Annotated in this window: 11 protein-coding genes; 7 read left to right on the top strand and 4 right to left on the bottom strand. The window is 73.4% G+C overall.

What is annotated here, in order from left to right:
• Positions 1-56 precede the first annotated feature (56 nt).
• Positions 57-2,090, bottom strand: coding sequence for a transglycosylase domain-containing protein (locus tag ACFV9T_RS41305; RefSeq protein WP_385448696.1), 2,034 nt, complete (start codon positions 2,088-2,090; stop codon positions 57-59).
• 346 nt (positions 2,091-2,436) lie between these two features.
• On the opposite strand from ACFV9T_RS41305, the gene ACFV9T_RS41300 reads away from it, so the two are divergent.
• From ACFV9T_RS41300 to ACFV9T_RS41290, 3 genes are all read left to right on the top strand, one after another.
• The gene (locus ACFV9T_RS41300) at positions 2,437-3,738 is read left to right on the top strand and encodes a DUF692 domain-containing protein (RefSeq protein ID WP_385448693.1); all 1,302 of its coding nucleotides are present in this window, start codon (positions 2,437-2,439) and stop codon (positions 3,736-3,738) included.
• A gap of 95 nt (positions 3,739-3,833) precedes the next feature.
• A complete protein-coding gene (locus tag ACFV9T_RS41295) occupies positions 3,834-4,646 on the top strand; it encodes a TIGR04222 domain-containing membrane protein (RefSeq protein WP_385448691.1) in 813 nt (270 codons plus the stop codon).
• Positions 4,647-4,731: 85 nt separating this feature from the next.
• A complete protein-coding gene (locus ACFV9T_RS41290; RefSeq protein ID WP_385448688.1) occupies positions 4,732-6,528 on the top strand; it encodes an alpha/beta hydrolase in 1,797 nt (598 codons plus the stop codon).
• A gap of 16 nt (positions 6,529-6,544) precedes the next feature.
• Here ACFV9T_RS41290 and hemQ read toward each other — a convergent pair whose 3' ends face one another.
• Genes hemQ through ACFV9T_RS41275 form a run of 3 tightly spaced genes read right to left on the bottom strand, consistent with a single transcriptional unit; the run spans position 6,545 to position 10,572 of the window.
• Entirely contained in the window at positions 6,545-7,312 is a 768-nt protein-coding gene (gene hemQ / locus ACFV9T_RS41285) for a hydrogen peroxide-dependent heme synthase (protein WP_385448685.1), read from the bottom strand.
• 5 nt (positions 7,313-7,317) lie between these two features.
• Positions 7,318-8,775 (bottom strand): protoporphyrinogen oxidase, encoded by a 1,458-nt coding sequence (hemG, locus tag ACFV9T_RS41280; protein WP_385448682.1) that lies wholly within the window; start codon positions 8,773-8,775, stop codon positions 7,318-7,320.
• 12 nt (positions 8,776-8,787) lie between these two features.
• Positions 8,788-10,572: an IclR family transcriptional regulator C-terminal domain-containing protein gene (locus ACFV9T_RS41275; protein WP_385448679.1), complete on the bottom strand. Its 1,785-nt coding sequence runs from the start codon at positions 10,570-10,572 to the stop codon at positions 8,788-8,790.
• 83 nt (positions 10,573-10,655) lie between these two features.
• On the opposite strand from ACFV9T_RS41275, the gene ACFV9T_RS41270 reads away from it, so the two are divergent.
• The 4 genes from ACFV9T_RS41270 to ACFV9T_RS41255 all read left to right on the top strand — a co-directional run bounded on the left by ACFV9T_RS41270 (position 10,656) and on the right by ACFV9T_RS41255 (position 15,724).
• Positions 10,656-11,843 carry a 4-hydroxybenzoate 3-monooxygenase gene (locus tag ACFV9T_RS41270; protein ID WP_385448676.1) on the top strand — a complete coding sequence of 396 codons (1,188 nt, stop codon included), beginning with the start codon at positions 10,656-10,658 and terminating at the stop codon, positions 11,841-11,843.
• Entirely contained in the window at positions 11,840-12,712 is an 873-nt protein-coding gene (locus ACFV9T_RS41265) for an IclR family transcriptional regulator (RefSeq protein ID WP_385448674.1), read from the top strand. The genes ACFV9T_RS41270 and ACFV9T_RS41265 overlap by 4 nt, the downstream gene beginning before the upstream one ends.
• 123 nt (positions 12,713-12,835) lie before the next feature.
• Positions 12,836-14,284 carry an MFS transporter gene (locus ACFV9T_RS41260; protein ID WP_385448671.1) on the top strand — a complete coding sequence of 483 codons (1,449 nt, stop codon included), beginning with the start codon at positions 12,836-12,838 and terminating at the stop codon, positions 14,282-14,284.
• A gap of 48 nt (positions 14,285-14,332) precedes the next feature.
• Positions 14,333-15,724, top strand: coding sequence for an FAD-dependent oxidoreductase (locus tag ACFV9T_RS41255; protein WP_385448668.1), 1,392 nt, complete (start codon positions 14,333-14,335; stop codon positions 15,722-15,724).
• The last annotated feature ends 81 nt before the right edge of the window (positions 15,725-15,805 follow it).

The raw sequence follows: 15,805 nt of genomic DNA, 5'->3' as shown, positions 1-15,805 counted from the left end.
GCCCGGCCGGGTGTGTCGGATCCGACGCACCCGGCCGGGCTTTCGTATATCTCCCGCTACTTCTTCCCGGCGCCCGTCATATAGCGCGTCCAGATGTCCAGCGGATAGGTGTCGCTCGCCTTTCCGGTGGCGTCTCCGCCCATTCCCTTGAGCGGCAGCAATTCCTGGGTCTTGGGGTCCACCCGGGACAGCGACACGGCCGTGGACACCTTGTCGGTGTAGCCCACGAACCAGGACGAGGTGCCGTCCTGCGCGGTACCCGTCTTGCCCGCCGTATCGGGTCCCACCACGGCCGCAGCCTGCCCGGTGCCGCCCTGGACCGCGCCGTGCAGCGCGTCGTCCACCTGCGCCGCCACCTCGGCGCTGAACGCCCGCTTGGCGCGGTCCTCGCGCAGGGCGAACTTCTCGCCGTTACGGGTCAGCCCGCTCACCGAGAACGGCGGCACATGCGCGCCCTTGGCGGTGAACGTGGCGTACGCGCTGGCCATCCGGATGGAGCTGGGCGTCGCGGTGCCGAGCGAGAACATGGGCACCCGCGCGCCGAAGCTGCTGGGCAGGAACCCCGCGTCGATGGACGCCTGGCGGACCCGGTCGAGGCCGACGTCCATGCCGAGCTGAATCATCGGGGTGTTGATGGACCGGACGATCGCCTGACGCAGGCTGACCTGCCCGTACGACTGCTCGCCGTCGTTCTCGCCCCGCACGATCTGGCCGCCGCGGTCCCAGTAAGGGCCCTCGGGGGTCTTCACGGCGACCTTGTTGTTGCCGTCGTAGAGCGTCGTCGGCGCGACGGGCGTCCGCGGGCTGTTCCGCTCCTTGAGCACGCCCTCGCGCAGCGCCGCCGCGTAGACGAAGGGCGTGAAGGCGGTACCGGCCGGGACGACGGAGGCGTTCGCGTCGTTGAAGCCCTGCTCCAGATAGCCGGGGCCGCCGTACAGCGCCTCGATGCGGCCGCCCGGCGTCACGGAGGCGGCGCCGATGCGTACGTAGCGGTCCTCCCGGCGGCTCTTGGGGTCGAGGCCGTCGCGGGTCTTCTTCACCGAGGCGGCGAGCGCGTCGACCTTCGACTTCTTGAAAGTGGTGTGAATCTGATAGCCGCCCAGGTCGAAGTCGGCGTCGGAGATGACGGTATGGGAACTCACATACGCCTTGGCCGTCTCCACCAGATAGCCGACCTGGCCGGTGAGCCCGGCGGGCTTGGGCGCGGACTTGGGGTCGGGGAACTCGGTGTACTTCGCCCGCTCCTCTTTGGAGAGCTTGCCGATGTCGACCATCCGGTCCAGGACCCATTTCCAGCGGTCGACCGCCCGTTTGTGATTCTTGGCGCTGAGCGTCGGGTCGAAGGTTCCGGCGCCCTTCAGCAGCGAGGCGAGCATCGCGCCCTCGCTCGCGTTGAGCTTGGAGACATCCTTGCCGTAGTACGCGTACGAGGCGCGCTGAATGCCGTAGGTGCCGCGCCCGAACCAGCTGGTGTTCAGATAGCGTTCGAGAATCTCCTGCTTGGACATCCGGTCGTCCAGCTTGATGGCCATGAACATCTCGGTGAGCTTCCGGGAGAACGTCTGGCGCTGATTCAGATAGGCGTTCTTCACATACTGCTGGGTGATGGTCGAGCCGCCCTGGGTCTCACCGCCCGTCACCATCCGGGTCACGGCGCGCATCAGACCGCTCGGGGAGATGCCGCTGTCCGAGTAGAAACTGGAGTTCTCGGCGGCGAGGATCGCCCACTGCACCTTTTCCGGCACCTTGGACAACGCCACCTCCTGACGGTTCACCGGACCCGTACGGGCCATCTCGGAGCCGTCGGCCCAGTAGTAGACGTTGTCCTGCTGGGTGGCGAAGTCGTTGAGGTTCTTGGGTATCTCGGTCTGCATGTAGAGATAGCTCAGGACACCGGTGAGGCTCCCGAGACAGAACACGAAGAGGAGCCCCATCTGACGCCACGACGGCAGCCAGCGCCGCACACCCCGTCTCCCCGCCCTGGGATAGTCGAGGCGGATCTGGCGGGCCGCCCAACGGCGCAGCTGCATCCCGCGCCCCGTCGACGACGGCGGCGGCTTGCGGTGTGCGTTACGACGGTGCTTCCCCATGGCATTGTTGCTGCTGCCAGGCACGTGTGTTCCCCCACGCTCGCTCCGCGCGAGGGCGCGGACACAAAGGTGTGATCTTCCATCCCCCCGGACCACACGACCTTATTCTCCCTTCCGAACATCTGTCGCCACCGGGCCCCAAAATTTTGTAACAGTGCCGATATTCCGCAACTCGCGGCCCTGCCAGGGGCGTCGGGAGTGACGTACCGGGCGCTCGGCGGCGCGCGGAGGGGCGTAGCGTGACACCCCGAAGCTCAAATGAACCTCTGAACCGCGAGCGCCGTGGATTCGCCCTCTCCCCCAGGGGTCATTACTCAGAAGCAGGACCGCACGAGAAGGGGGAGCCATGACGCGCCTCGGTACCGGAATCGGCTGGCGACCGGAAATCGCCGAGGACATCGCGCGCCTGCCCGGCATCGACTGGGTCGAGGTGGTGGCCGAGAACGTCTGCCCCGGCCATGTGCCCGACGCCCTGCGGCAGCTGCGCGAGCGCGGTACGACGGTGGTGCCGCACGGCGTCTCCCTCGGCCTCGGCGGCGCCGAGCGGCCGGACCCCGAGCGGCTCGCGGCCCTCGCCGGGACGGCGGAGGCGCTGGGCGCGCCCCTGGTCACCGAGCACATCGCGTTCGTACGGGCCGGAGGCCCTCTGGCCGGGTCGCCCGCCATCGAGGCCGGGCATCTGCTGCCGGTGCCGCGCACCCGGGACGCGCTGGACGTGCTGTGCGAGAACGTGACGATCGCTCAGGAGGCGCTGCCGGTGCCGCTCGCGCTGGAGAACATCGCGGCGCTGATCAACTGGCCCGGCGAGGAGATGACCGAGGGGCAGTTCCTGGCCGAACTGGTCGAGCGGACCGGCGTGCGGCTGCTCATCGACGTCGCCAACCTGCACACCAACCACGTCAACCGGGGCGAGGACCCGGCCACGGCGCTGGACGAGCTGCCGACCTCGGCCATCGCGTACGTCCATGTGGCGGGCGGCGTCGAACGGGACGGGGTGTGGCACGACAGCCACGCCCACCCGGTGACGCAGCCGGTGCTCGACGTGCTCGCCGAGCTGTGCGCCCGTACGACGCCGCCCGGGGTGCTGCTGGAGCGGGACGAGGACTTCCCGGCGGCCGGGGAGCTGGCGGCCGAGCTGGACGCGATCCGCGCGGTGACGGCGGCGGGGGTGACGGCCTCCGATGTCTCCGTACCGGCGCCCGCCCCGAAGGCGAAGGACGTACCGGACACCGGCGCCGCGCGGGAGCGGCTGGCGCGTGCCCAGACCGCGCTGCTGTCGGCGCTGGTCGCGGGCGCCCCGGCGCCGGAGGGCTTCGACCGGCAGCGGCTGGGGGTCCAGAGCCGGGCGCTGACGGCCAAGCGGGCCGGGGTGGTCGCCAAGGTCGCCCCGGAGCTGCCGGAGATCCTCGGCGACGGCTATCGCCCGGCGTTCGTGGAGTACGCCGACGGCCGCCCGATGACCGGCGGCTACCGCCGCGACGCGATGGCGTTCGTCGAGCATCTGCTGGCGGCCGGTGACATCCCGGACGCGGCGACGCGGCGCGGGCTGACCCTGTGGTGGCAGGAGCGGTCCGGGCCCGCCCCGCTGTCCGCCCACCCGCTGGCCCGCTTCGCCCGCCGGGCCCGGCTCGTCCTGAGCGGAGGGTGAGCGCGGGCTGACGTAGCGGTCGCCACTCGCCACCCGAATCGCGCATTTCGCGAAATCTCTGGCGCGGAACCGGTCGGGTCCAGTACAACTCGGCCATGTTGTGGGTCCTGTTCCTGCTCGTCGCATGGGGCTCGGCGGTGGTCAGCTGCACCCGCCTGTGCCTCGCGGCCGTCGCGGCCGCCCAGCCGATGGACGCCGCCGCCGGTCCGGAGCCGGGCGGGCGGACCCTGAGCCTGTACGAGGCGGCGTTCCTGGCGGGCGGGCCGAAGCGGGTCGCCGATCTCGCCCTGGTGTCGATGTCCCGGGAGCGCCGTCTGCTGCTCGCCCACACCGGCTGGGTCACCGTCGTGGACCCGGACGGCCGGGACGATCTCGAACGCTCGGTCATCGCCGCGATAGGCCCGCACGGCCAGTCCCCCGTGCCGCCGGTCCGCGACCTCCTGGCCACCGCCGACCCGGTGCGGGCGCTGGCCGACCGGCTGGTGGCGGCGGGGCTCGCGGTGCCCGCGGGGGCGCGGGCGAACGTGGCGGCGGCGGTGCGGCAGGTGCGGCTGGCGTGCGTCGTGGTGCTGCTGGCGGGGGTGGTCGCGCTGCTGATGGTGCCGCCCGCCTCGGGGCCGGGGGCGGCGGTGGCGTGGTTCGCGCTTCCGCTGCTGCTCACCGCGAGCTGCCTGGTGATCGCGCGGGTCGAGGTGCATCCGTACTCGCGCTGGGCCTCCCCCGCCGGGCAGCAGCTGCTGGGCCGGATCGACGTACCGCCCCGGCGGCCCGTCGCCCAGCGCGCCGGGGGCGGCGCCGACGAGGAGCACGACGACGGCGAGTTGCTCACCGCGCTCGCGGTCCACGGCACGGTCGCGCTGCCCGATCCGGCGCTGCGCGCGGCGCTGAGGGCGCATTGGGGTCATTGACCCCGACACCTCGGCCCGGTGCTTTACATGGCCAATCACCGCACCAAGTATCCCTTTTGTCGCGTGTTGGGCGGAGGGACGGCTTGTGAGAGCAGCAGCGCTGTACGGCATCCTCGGACCGCTGTCCCTGTCCCTGGCCATGACCGCGCTGCTCGCCACCCCCGCCACCGGCAGACCGCTCGCCGCGCCGCCCGTGCAGCCCCTCACGGCGGCCGCCGGGCCCCCCGCACAGGCCGCGATCGCGGCGGCGCCGCCCGCCTGGTCCGCCTCGTTCCGCTCCCCCGCCTCCCCCCTGCTGGCCTCCCCCGTGCTGGCCGTGCCCCGGGGCGGCGCCGCCGAGGCCCGGGGAGTGGTGGTGGCGGCCCGGAAGGCGGCCGACCGGGGCGTCACCTTCGGCCGCTGCCCGGGCTCCGAGGAGCTGTCGGCGGCCGTCCGCTGCGGCACCGTCTCCGTACCGCTGGACTACGCGCGGCCGCGCGGCAAGCACATCCGGCTCACCGTCAGCCGGGTGCGCGCCTCCGGGCCCAAGGCGCGGCGGCAGGGCGCGCTGGTCTACAACCCGGGCGGACCGGGCGCCTCCGGTATGACGTTCCCCGAGTACGCCGCCGAGGACGCCTTCCGCAAGACGGCCAGGGTCTACGACTTCGTCGGCTACGCGCCGCGCGGAGTCGGCCGCTCCAAGCCGGTGTCCTGCCAGCCGCCGTCGGCCTTCGCCAAGACGCCGACCAGCTCCCCGCCGCACCCCTCCGCCGCGTATCTGCGGGCGATGGTGGCGCGGGCGCGCGCGTACGCCCGGGGCTGTGTGCGCCGTACGGGGAAGGCGCTGCGGTACATCACCACGCTCAACAACGCCCGCGACCTCGACGTCCTGCGCGCCGCGCTCGGCGAGAAGCGGCTGACCTTCGTGGGCGCCTCGTACGGCACGTACTACGGGGCCGTCTACGCGACGCTCTTCCCCCGCCATGTGCGCCGCATGGTGTTCGACAGCGTCGTCAACCCCGGCCCCTCGCAGATCTGGTACCGCAACAACCTCGACCAGTCCCTGGCCTTCGAGCGGCGCTGGGCGGACTGGCGCCGCTGGACCGCCCGGCACCACGCCGTCTACCACCTCGGCAGGACCCCGGCGCGGGTGCTCGCCGCGTACCGGAAGGCGGCGCACCGCCTGGCCCGGAAACCGGCGGGCGGCCGGGTGGGCACCGGGGAGCTGCAGGACGCGTTCGTACGGGCCGGTTACAACGACGCCTACTGGGACCCCAGCGCCCGCGCCCTCGGCGCCTATCTGCGCGGTAATCCCCGGCCGCTGATCGCGCTGGCCGCGTCGGAATCCGGGGACGCGAAGGCCGACGAGAACGGCAACGCCGTCTACACCGCCGTGGAGTGCAACGACGCGCCCTGGCCGCGCCGCTGGGCGAGCTGGCACCGGGAGAACACCGCGCTCGCGCGCCGCGCGCCCTTCGAGACCTGGGACAACGTGGCGATGAACCTGCCCTGCGCCTACTGGCCGCTGGGGCACGACACCCCCATGGACGTGACCGCCAGGCCGGGGCTGCCGCCGGTGCTGCTGCTGGCGGCCGAACGGGACGCGGCCACGCCGTACGCGGGCGCCAGGGAGCTGTGGCGCAGACTCCCCAGCGCCTCCCTGGTGACCGAGCGGAAGGCCGGTACGCACGGCCTGTGGGGCGGCCCGAACGCCTGCGTCAACCGCAAGGTCGACACGTATCTGCTGACCGGGAAGACGCCAGGGCGGACAGCCTTCTGCGCGCCGCGCCCGGCCCCGAAACCGCAGCCGGTCCCGGCCCCGGTGCCGGAGTCCGGCAAGCAGCCCGCGCTGCCCGGTGCCCCGGGCGCCCCGGGAGGCTCCGGAGCGCCGGGGATGCCGTGACGGTCAGGCCAGCGCCTCAGGCCAGACCGGCGACCAGCTCGGAGACCGGCTTGCGCCGCCCGGTGTAGAACGGCACCTCCTCGCGCACATGGCGGCGCGCCTCGGAGCCGCGCAGATGGCGCATCAGGTCGACGATCCGGTGCAGCTCGTCCGCCTCGAAGGCCAGGATCCACTCGTAGTCGCCGAGGGTGAAGGACGGGACGGTGTTGGCGCGCACATCAGGGAAGCCGCGGGCCATCTTGCCGTGGTCCGCGAGCATCGTGCGGCGCTCCTCCTCGGGCAGCAGGTACCACTCGTAGGACCGCACGAAGGGGTAGACGCTGACGTAGTCGCGCGCGCGCTCGTCCGCGAGGAACGCGGGGATGTGCGACTTGTTGAACTCCGCCGGGCGGTGCAGCGCCATGTTCGACCAGACCGGCTCCAGGGCGCGGCCGAGCCGGGTGCGGCGGAAGAGGTTGTACGCCTCCTGCAGGGCGTCGGAGGTCTCCGAGTGCCACCAGATCATGACGTCCGCGTCCGCGCGCAGCCCGGAGACGTCGTACGTGCCGCGCACGGTGACGTCCTTGGCGGCGAGCTGCGCGAAGAGCTGCTCGACCTCGTCGGCGTAGCCGGTGCGGTCCTCCGGCAGCACGTCGCGCAGCCGGAAGACCGACCACAGGGTGTAGCGGATGACCTCGTTGAGGTCCTTCGCCTTCTTCCCGGCGTGGGGGGCCTTGGGAGACGGGATGGTCTCGGCGGCACCGGTCTCGGGGGTTTCTGGCGTCTCGGGAGCAGCAGCAGTCATGGTCCCTATTCTCGCTCTCCGCCATCGGCGCCCGCCGCCAGGGTCGCCGTCAGCGAACCGATCAAGTCATCGGCGGCGGTGCGAGCGCTCGCGATGCACGCGGGGATGCCGACGCCGTCGTAGACCGCGCCGCACACCCGCAGGCCGGGCAGCTTGGCGACCTCCGCGCGGATCCGGGCGACCCGGTCGAGATGGCCGACCGGGTACTGGGGCAGTCCGCCGTCCCAGCGGGTCACCCGGGTCGCCACCGGCCGGGCGCCGAGGCCGGTGGCCGCGCCGAGATCGGCGAGCGACATCCCTACCAGATCGGCGTCGTCGCGCTTCAGATGCTCATCGTCCTCAAACCGCCCGATCGAGGTACGCAGCACGAAGAGATCGGGGGCGGAGTCGCGGAGCCAGCCCCATTTGCGGCTGGAGAACGTCGCCGCCTTGATCGTGTGGCCGTCGACCGGCGGGACCAGGAAGCCGCTGCCCTCGGCGAGCGACGCCACGTCGGCGCGGCGGAAGGCCATGGTGATCAGCGCCATGGAGGCGTAGTCGACGGTGGCCAGCTCGGCGGAGGCGGCCGGGGAGTCGGCCGCCAGGAGGCGGGCGGCGGCGGGCGCGGGGGCCGCCAGCACGACCGCGTCGGCCCGCAGCACCCCGTCGTCGGTGACGACCGTCCAGCCGTCGTCGGCCCGGCGCAGCTCCCGCACCGGCGTATCGGTGCGGATCTCGCCGCCCCCGGCCCGTACGGCGTCGGCCACCGCGAGCGGCAGCCGCCCGATACCGCCGTCGATGCCCATGAACACCGGACCGGCCCCGCCCTGCCGCTGGGCGGCCCGCTCGGTCAGCTCCCGGACGCCCTCGGCCAGCGGGCGGTTCGCGCGGGCCAGTTCGAAGAGGGTGGGCACCGCGGCGCGCATCGAGGTGCGGTACACATCGCCCGCGTACACCCCGCCGAGCAGCGGCTCGACCAGCCGGTCCACGACCTCGCGGCCGAGCCGCGCGGCGATGAACTCGCCGAGCGCCACGTCCTCACCGACCGGGGTGGGCGGCAGCTCCGCGTCGCGGGCGATGCGGGCGAGCCCGTCGTCCGAGATCACCCCGGACGCGGCGAGCGGCGCCAGGTCGCCGGGCACGCCCATCACATGGCCCTTGGGCATCGGCCGCAGGGCGCCGCGCGTCCACAGGGCGGCGGTCGCGGTGGCGGGCGGCTGCAGCCGCTCGCCGAGGCCGACGGCGCGTGCCAGCTCCACCGCCTCCGGGCGCCGGGCGAGCATCGACTCGGCGCCCAGGTCCACGGCCACGCCCTCGATCTCGCCCGGGCACAGCTTGCCGCCCAGCCGCCCCGACGCCTCCAGCACGGTCACCCGCGCCCCGCCGCTCTGCAGCCGGTGGGCGGCCGCGAGGCCCGAGATCCCGCCGCCGATGACGATGGCATGGCCGGTAAGCCCCGGGGCCGGGGAGGTCGCTGCGCTCATGCCCCCACTCTCTCACCCGCCCCCGGGGGGTGAGCCCGCCCCCAGAGGGTGGTGGGCCGAGGCCGTGGTGAGGTCGGCCTCGATGCTGGCGGCGGCGGTCCGCAGCGCCGGAAGCAGCTCCTCGACGGCTTCCTCCGCGCTGCCACGGCCCGCGTGGGTGGCGATGTTGAGCGCGGCCACCACCCGGCGGTCCGCACCCCGCACGGGCACCGCGAGGGACCGCAGCCCCTGCTCCAACTCCTCGTCCACCAAGGCGTATCCGTCCCTCCCGGTCCGCTCCAGGACGCGGGCCAGCTCGGGCACGGCGGTCACGGTGCGCCCGGTCAGCGGCTTCGGGTCGAGCCCGGCGAGATACGCGGCGCGCTCCTCCGGAGGCAACCCCGCGAGCAGGACCCGGCCCATGGAGGTCGCGTAGGCGGGGAAGCGGGTGCCGATGGTGATGTTGACGCTCATGATCCGCACGGTGGGGACGCGCGCCACATACCGGATGTCGTCACCGTCGAGGACCGCCAGGGACGCCGACTCGTGGACGGTGCGGACGAGTTCGCGCATATGGGGCTGGGCCAGCTCGGTGAACGACAGGTCGCCCAGCGGTGCGTAGCCCAGCTCCAGCACCCGTGGCAGCGGGCGGAAGGCCCGGCCGTCGGCTGCCGCGTACTCGGCGTATCCCAGCTCGACGAGGGTGAGGAGGGATCGGCGGGCGGTGGCCCGGGGCAGCCCGGTGGCCTCGGCGACGGCGGTGAGCGTACGCCCGTGCTCCCCCTCACCCGGGGCGCCGAGGGCCCGCAGCACGGTGAGGCCGCGCGCGAGCGACTGGAGATACCCGGCGCCCAGCTCCCGCTTGGCAACCCGCGCGGGATCCTCGGCGGCGGGCACGGCGGCCGGATCCGCACCGGCCCGCCCGGACGGCCCGGAACCGTCCCCCGCACCGGAGGCACCCGGCCCGCGCCCCGGCGGGCGCCCGCGCGCGGGCGGGGCCGCCAACGCCGCCTCCATCGCCGGGACTTCCGCACACAGCGGACCCAACACGGCGGCCCGCAGCGAGGCCGCGTCATGGCGGCTGGTGTGACTGACGACGTTCACCGCGCAGACCGTACGGCCCGAGGCGTCCCGGACCGGGACGGACACCGCCACCAGACCGGGCTCGATCAGCTGGTCGTCGGCCGCCCAGCCGGTCCGGACGGCCTCCCGGACGCGCGCCTCGAAGCCGGTGTCGGTGTCCACGGCGGGCCGGTGGCGCGGCGGAACGGCGGGGAAGGCGGCATCGAGGGGGTCGGCGGCGCGGCGGGCGCGCCAGGCCACCCAGGCCCGCTCGTCCCACTCGGCGGCGAAGAGCGCGCCCGGGGCGCAGCGCTCGGCGGGCAGCAGATCGCCGATGCGGAACGCGAGGGACATGGTGCGGCGGCGGGTGGCCTGGACGACGAAGCGCGCCCCGTCGCCGTCCGGCACGGCGACCGAGACCGACTCGTCCAGCCCGTCGGCCAGCCGCTCGGCGAACGGGCCGAGCGCCTCCGGGAGGCCGCTGGCGGCGAGATACGCGTTGCCCAGCTCCATGAGCCGGGCCGCGAGGCTGACCTCGCGGCCGTCGAGCCGCACATAGCCGAGCTGTTCGAGCGTGCCCACGACGCGGTCGACGACGGAGCGGGCGAGCCCGGTGCCGCGCACGAGGTCACCGGGCCGGACCGAGGCCTCGCCCTGGTGCGCGGCCAGCCGCGTCAGCTCGCAGAGCACGGCGAGGCCGCGCTCAAGAGGACCGACGGGGCCATTGACAGGTGGGGACACCGGACCGAGACTCATCACAAGCTCGATTATGAACGAAGTTTCACTCCGCGAACAAGTGGGGATCCTCGCTTCACCGGATCCGGACGAAGGGACTTTCGATGCGCACGACGGTCGGGATCATCGGCGCGGGGCCCGCCGGGCTGCTGCTCGCCCGTCTGCTGCACCGCGCGGGGGTGGACTGCGTGGTGCTGGAGAGCCGGGACCGGGCCTATGTCGAGCAGCGGCAGCGGGCCGGAATCCTGGAGCAGGGCACCGTGGACGTGCTGCGGGAGTGCGGCGCGGCGGAGCGCCTGGACCGCGAGGGGCTGCCGCACGAGGGCATCGAGCTGCGTTTCGAGGGCCGTGGCCACCGCGTCGACTTCCCCGCCGCCACGGGCGGCAAGTCGGTGACGGTCTACGCGCAGACGGAGATCGTCAAGGATCTGGTCCGGCTCCAGCTCGCCGACCCCGGGGGTCCTCCGCTGCTCTTCGGGGCCGAGGCCCTGGCGATCGAGAAGCCGGATTCCGAGGCCCCGGTCATCCGCTTCCGCCACGAGGGCCGACTAGAGACATTGAGCTGCGACTTCGTGGCGGGCTGCGACGGCTTCCACGGCATCGCCCGGGGCGCGGTCCCGGCCGACCGGGTCCGTACCTTCGAGCGCGCCTATCCGTACTCCTGGCTGGGGGTGCTGGCCGATGTGGCCCCGTCCTGCGAGGAGTTGATCTACGCCCGCCACCGGCGCGGCTTCGCGCTGCACAGCATGCGCCCCCCACAGGTCTCCCGGCTCTACCTCCAGGTGCCGAACGACACCGAGCCCGCCGACTGGTCCGACGAGCGGATCTGGGACGAGCTGGCCGCCCGCTTCGCGCTCGACGACGGCGGCGGCTGGAAGCTGGAGCGGGGCCCGATCACCGCCAAGTCCGTGACGCCGATGCGCAGTTTCGTGCAGGAGCCGATGCGCCACGGCCGTCTCTTCCTCGCGGGCGACGCGGCGCACATCGTGCCGCCGACCGGGGCCAAGGGGCTCAATCTCGCCGTCGGCGACGTGGTCACCCTGGCCCGCGCCCTCGCCCATCACCACGCCACGGGCTCGGCCGAGCTGCTGGACGGCTATTCCGAGACCTGCCTGGCCCGGGTCTGGCAGGCCGAGCGCTTCTCGTACTTCATGACGGACACCCTGCACCGGCGCCCGGACCAGAGCCCGTTCGAGGACCGGCTGCAGATCGCCCAGCTGGACCGGATCACCACCTCCCGCACCGCCTCCGCCGAGCTGGCCGAGAACTACGTCGGCCTTCCGCTGTCATGACGGCCAAAGCGAGCCCCCCGTTCGGCCACCACCCGGACAGCGTTCGCCCGGACGCGGGGCGCCCGAATGCCACGCGCCCGGACGCCACGCGCCCGGACGCCGGGCGGTCGGTCGCGGGCCGGGTGCTGGCCGTGCTGGACGCGTTCGACGCCTCGCACCGGTCGCTGTCGCTCACCGCCCTCGCCCGGCGCGCCGGGCTGCCGCTGGCCACCGCGCACCGGCTGGTCGCCTCGCTCACCCGCTGGGGCGCCCTGGAGCGCGACACCTCGGGGGCGTACCACATCGGGCTGCGGCTGTGGGAGGTGGCGACGCTGTCGCCGCGCGGGGTCGGGGTGCGCGAGGCGGCGCTGCCGTTCATGGAGGACCTGTACGAGGCCACCCATGAGAACGTGCAGCTGGCGGTGCGCGACGGCCTGGAAGTGGTCTACGTCGAGCTGATCTCCGGCCGCTCCGCCGTCCATGTGCGCACCCGGGTCGGCAGCCGCTGGCCGCTGCACGCCACAGGCGTCGGCCTGGTGCTGCTCGCGTACGGGCCGCCGGGGCTCGGCGAGCGGGTGTGCGCCCGGCCGATGCGCCGGTTCACCGAGCGGACCATCCATGACCCGGCGCGGCTGCGGGCCACGCTCGCCGAGGTGCGGCGCACCGGGATCGCGGTCAGCGACCGGCAGATCACCATGGACGGGCTGTCCGTCGCCGCCCCGGTGCGGGGGCCGCGCGGGGAGGTGGTGGCCTCGCTGTCGGTGGTGGTCCCGGCCGCGGAGGGCCGGGCGCCGGGGCTGATACCGGCGGTGCGGGTCGCCGCCCACGGTATCTCCCGTACCCTCGCGGCCTCCTGGGGACAAGAGTCCCTTGCCGAGGCTTCCGGCTGACGGAAGACCTGGAGCTGCCCCTTGCCGGGGGTGCCCGCACACCACATTCTGTGGGACGCCGCATTCTGTGGGGCACACCGCGCTCCGAGCCTGGACACCCAACGCCCAAGGGGGGCTCCCGAAGTGACCACCGAGGACACCGCCGCGCGGGAGCCGACCGCCCGGCAACACACCGGCTGGCAGCCGTATCACACGCTGTGGGCCATGCTGCTCGGCGGCTGGCTCTTCTCGTACGCCGACCGCACCATCACCGGCCCGGTGGTCACCTGGCTGATCGAGAACGACCACGGCATGCTGGGCTCCGCCAGCCATCCGCATGCCCTGGGCGGGCTGATCGGCAGCCTCTTCTTCGCGGGCTACATGCTCACCCAGTTCCCCGGCGGCTACCTCGGGGACCGCTTCGGGCACCGCACGATGCTCGCCGTCTCGCTGCTGTGGGCGGGGGTGGCGACGCTGGCCAGCGGGATGGTGAGCGGGCTGATCGCCTTCGTCGTGCTGCGGGTGCTGACCGGTCTTGGCGAGGGCGTCTTCTACTCCAACGACCGCGCGCTGATCGCCCAGCGCACCCCGCCCGAGAAGACCAGCCTCGGCATGGGCGTCGCCATCACCGGGCTGTCGATCGGGCTGACGGTCGCGACCATCAGCACGCCCTATCTGATCGACTGGGGCGCCGGGGTGTTCGGCGACGAGGACGCCTGGCGGATGCCGTTCCTGGTGCTGGGCGGTGCCACGCTCGCGTTCGGCTGGATCACCACGGTCTATCTGCGCCGCATCGACGGCCCGCTCAAGGCCACCGGCTCCACCCTGCGGCTGCTGGGCATTTCGGCGGTGCTGTGCGCGGCCGTCATGGCGGTCTATCTGATCGCCGACGGGGCGGGGTTGCCGAGCTGGGGCGTGGCCGTCCTGGAGTGCGTGCTCGCCTTCGTACTGATCGGGGCGATCGTCGCCCGGCGCGGGTCGCGGCTCGGCTCCATCTCCCGCAACCGCAATGTGCTGCTGCTCAGCTTCGCCTTCATCGCGGTCATGTGGAACCTGTGGTTCTTCAGCTTCTGGTCGGTGTCGATCGTCGCCGACGCCGCGCACAGCTCCTTCCAGAACGCGGCGCTGGTGGCGACGTTCAACGCGGGCGCGGGCATCCTCGGGTTCCCGGTCGGCGGGCGGCTGTCGGACCTGGCGAAGGACCGGGGGTGGGGGCGGCGGCCGCTGCTGATCGCGTTCACCGTGGTCCAGGGGCTGCTGGTGCTGGTCTTCGCGGTCTATCTCCAGACCCAGGAGAAGCCGTCCCTGCTGGTGATGTCCGTCCTGCTCTTCGTCACCAGCCTGTTCTTCAACGCCCTCCAGCCGATGGCCCACGCCCTGCTGAACGATGTGGTCGACGCCGCCGAGCGCGGCTCCGCCTTCGGCCTGTTCAACCTGGTCGGGGAGATAGGCGCGGTGATCAGCCCGGCCCTGAGCGGCACCCTCTTCGACCACTACGGCAGCTGGACGGCCGCCGTCTACATCGACGGCGCGCTGATGCTCACGAGTGCTGTTCTGTACGTCCTGGTCCGCGAGCGCACCGCCCGCTCGTAGCCTGACCCGTGACGGAGCGGGACATACGGCGGCGAAGGGGCGGAATCGATGGCGGCAGCACGGCGGATGGTGGTCATCGGGGGTGACGCGGCGGGGATGTCGGCGGCGTCCCAGGCGCGCAGGCTCAGCAAGCGGGGCGAGCTGGAGATCCTCGCGTTCGAGCGCGGCCACTTCACGTCGTACTCGGCCTGCGGCATCCCGTACTGGGCCGGAGGCCTGGTGAACGGGCCCGACGACCTCATCGCCCGGACCCCGGAGGCCCACCGCGGGCGCGGTATCGACGTCCGTATGCGCAGCGAGGTCACCGAGATCGACCTCGCCGGGCAGCGGGTCCGGGTCCGGGAGCTGGACGCGTCCGGCGGCGCCGAGCGCTGGCACGGCTTCGACGACCTCGTCATCGCCACCGGCGCCCGGCCGCGCCGCCCCTCCATGCCCGGCATCGACGCGCCCGGGGTACACGGGGTGCAGACCCTGGACGACGGCCGGGCGCTGCTGGAGACCTTGGAGGGCCGGACGGTCGAGAGGGCGGTCGTGGTCGGCGCCGGATACATCGGGGTCGAGATGGCCGAGGCGCTGACCCGCCGCGGCTGCCGCGTCACCGTCCTGGAGCGCGGCGAGCAGCCGATGGCCACGCTCGACCCCGACATGGGGCGGCTGGTGCGCGACGCGATGACCGGGCTCGGCATCGACACCGTGACCGGGGCGGAGGTCGCCGAGGTGCTGACCGGCGAGGACGGCCGGGTGCGCGGCGTGGCCACCAAGGTCAGCGAATACCCGGCCGAGCTGGTCGTCCTGGGCCTCGGGGTGGCCCCCGAGACCGGGCTCGCCCGGGAGGCGGGGCTGCCGCTGGGCGCGTCGGGCGGGCTGCTCACCGACCTGGCCATGCGGGTGCGCGGCCACGCCAACATCTGGGCGGGCGGCGACTGCGTCGAGGTCCTGGACCTGATGTCCGGCCGCACCCGGCACATCCCGCTGGGCACCCACGCCAACAAGCAGGGCCAGGTCATCGGCACCAACATCGGGGGCGGCTACGCCACGTTCCCCGGCGTGGTCGGCACCGCGGTCAGCAAGGTCTGCGATCTGGAGATCGCCCGCACCGGGCTGCTAGAGGCCCAGGCGGAGGAGGTGGGGCTGCGCTTCCACACCGTCACCGCCGAGTCGACCAGCCGCGCCGGGTACTACCCGGAGGCGCGCCCGATGACGGTGAAGATGCTCGCCGAGCGCCGCACGGGGCGGCTGCTCGGCGTGCAGATCGTCGGCCGGGAGGGCGCGGGCAAGCGCGTGGACATCGCGGCGGTCGCGGTGACCGCCGGGATGACGGTCGAGCAGGTCGCGGCGCTGGACCTGGGGTACGCCCCGCCGTTCTCCCCGGTGTGGGACCCGGTGCAGGTGGCGGCGCGCAAGGCGGCCGCCGCCGTACGGGAGGCGGCGGGCCGGTAGCCGGTCCGCCGCGGCCCGGGGGTCAGCGCGCGGTGTTGGTGTGGACGTACTCCACGAGCCGGGTCAGGGAGTCCGGGTCGG

The organism is Streptomyces sp. NPDC059850 (assembly GCF_042731515.1).
GTDB lineage: Bacteria > Actinomycetota > Actinomycetes > Streptomycetales > Streptomycetaceae > Streptomyces.
Note: the sequence above shows the minus strand (reverse complement) of the source record. Positions and strands in the feature narration are given on the sequence as shown.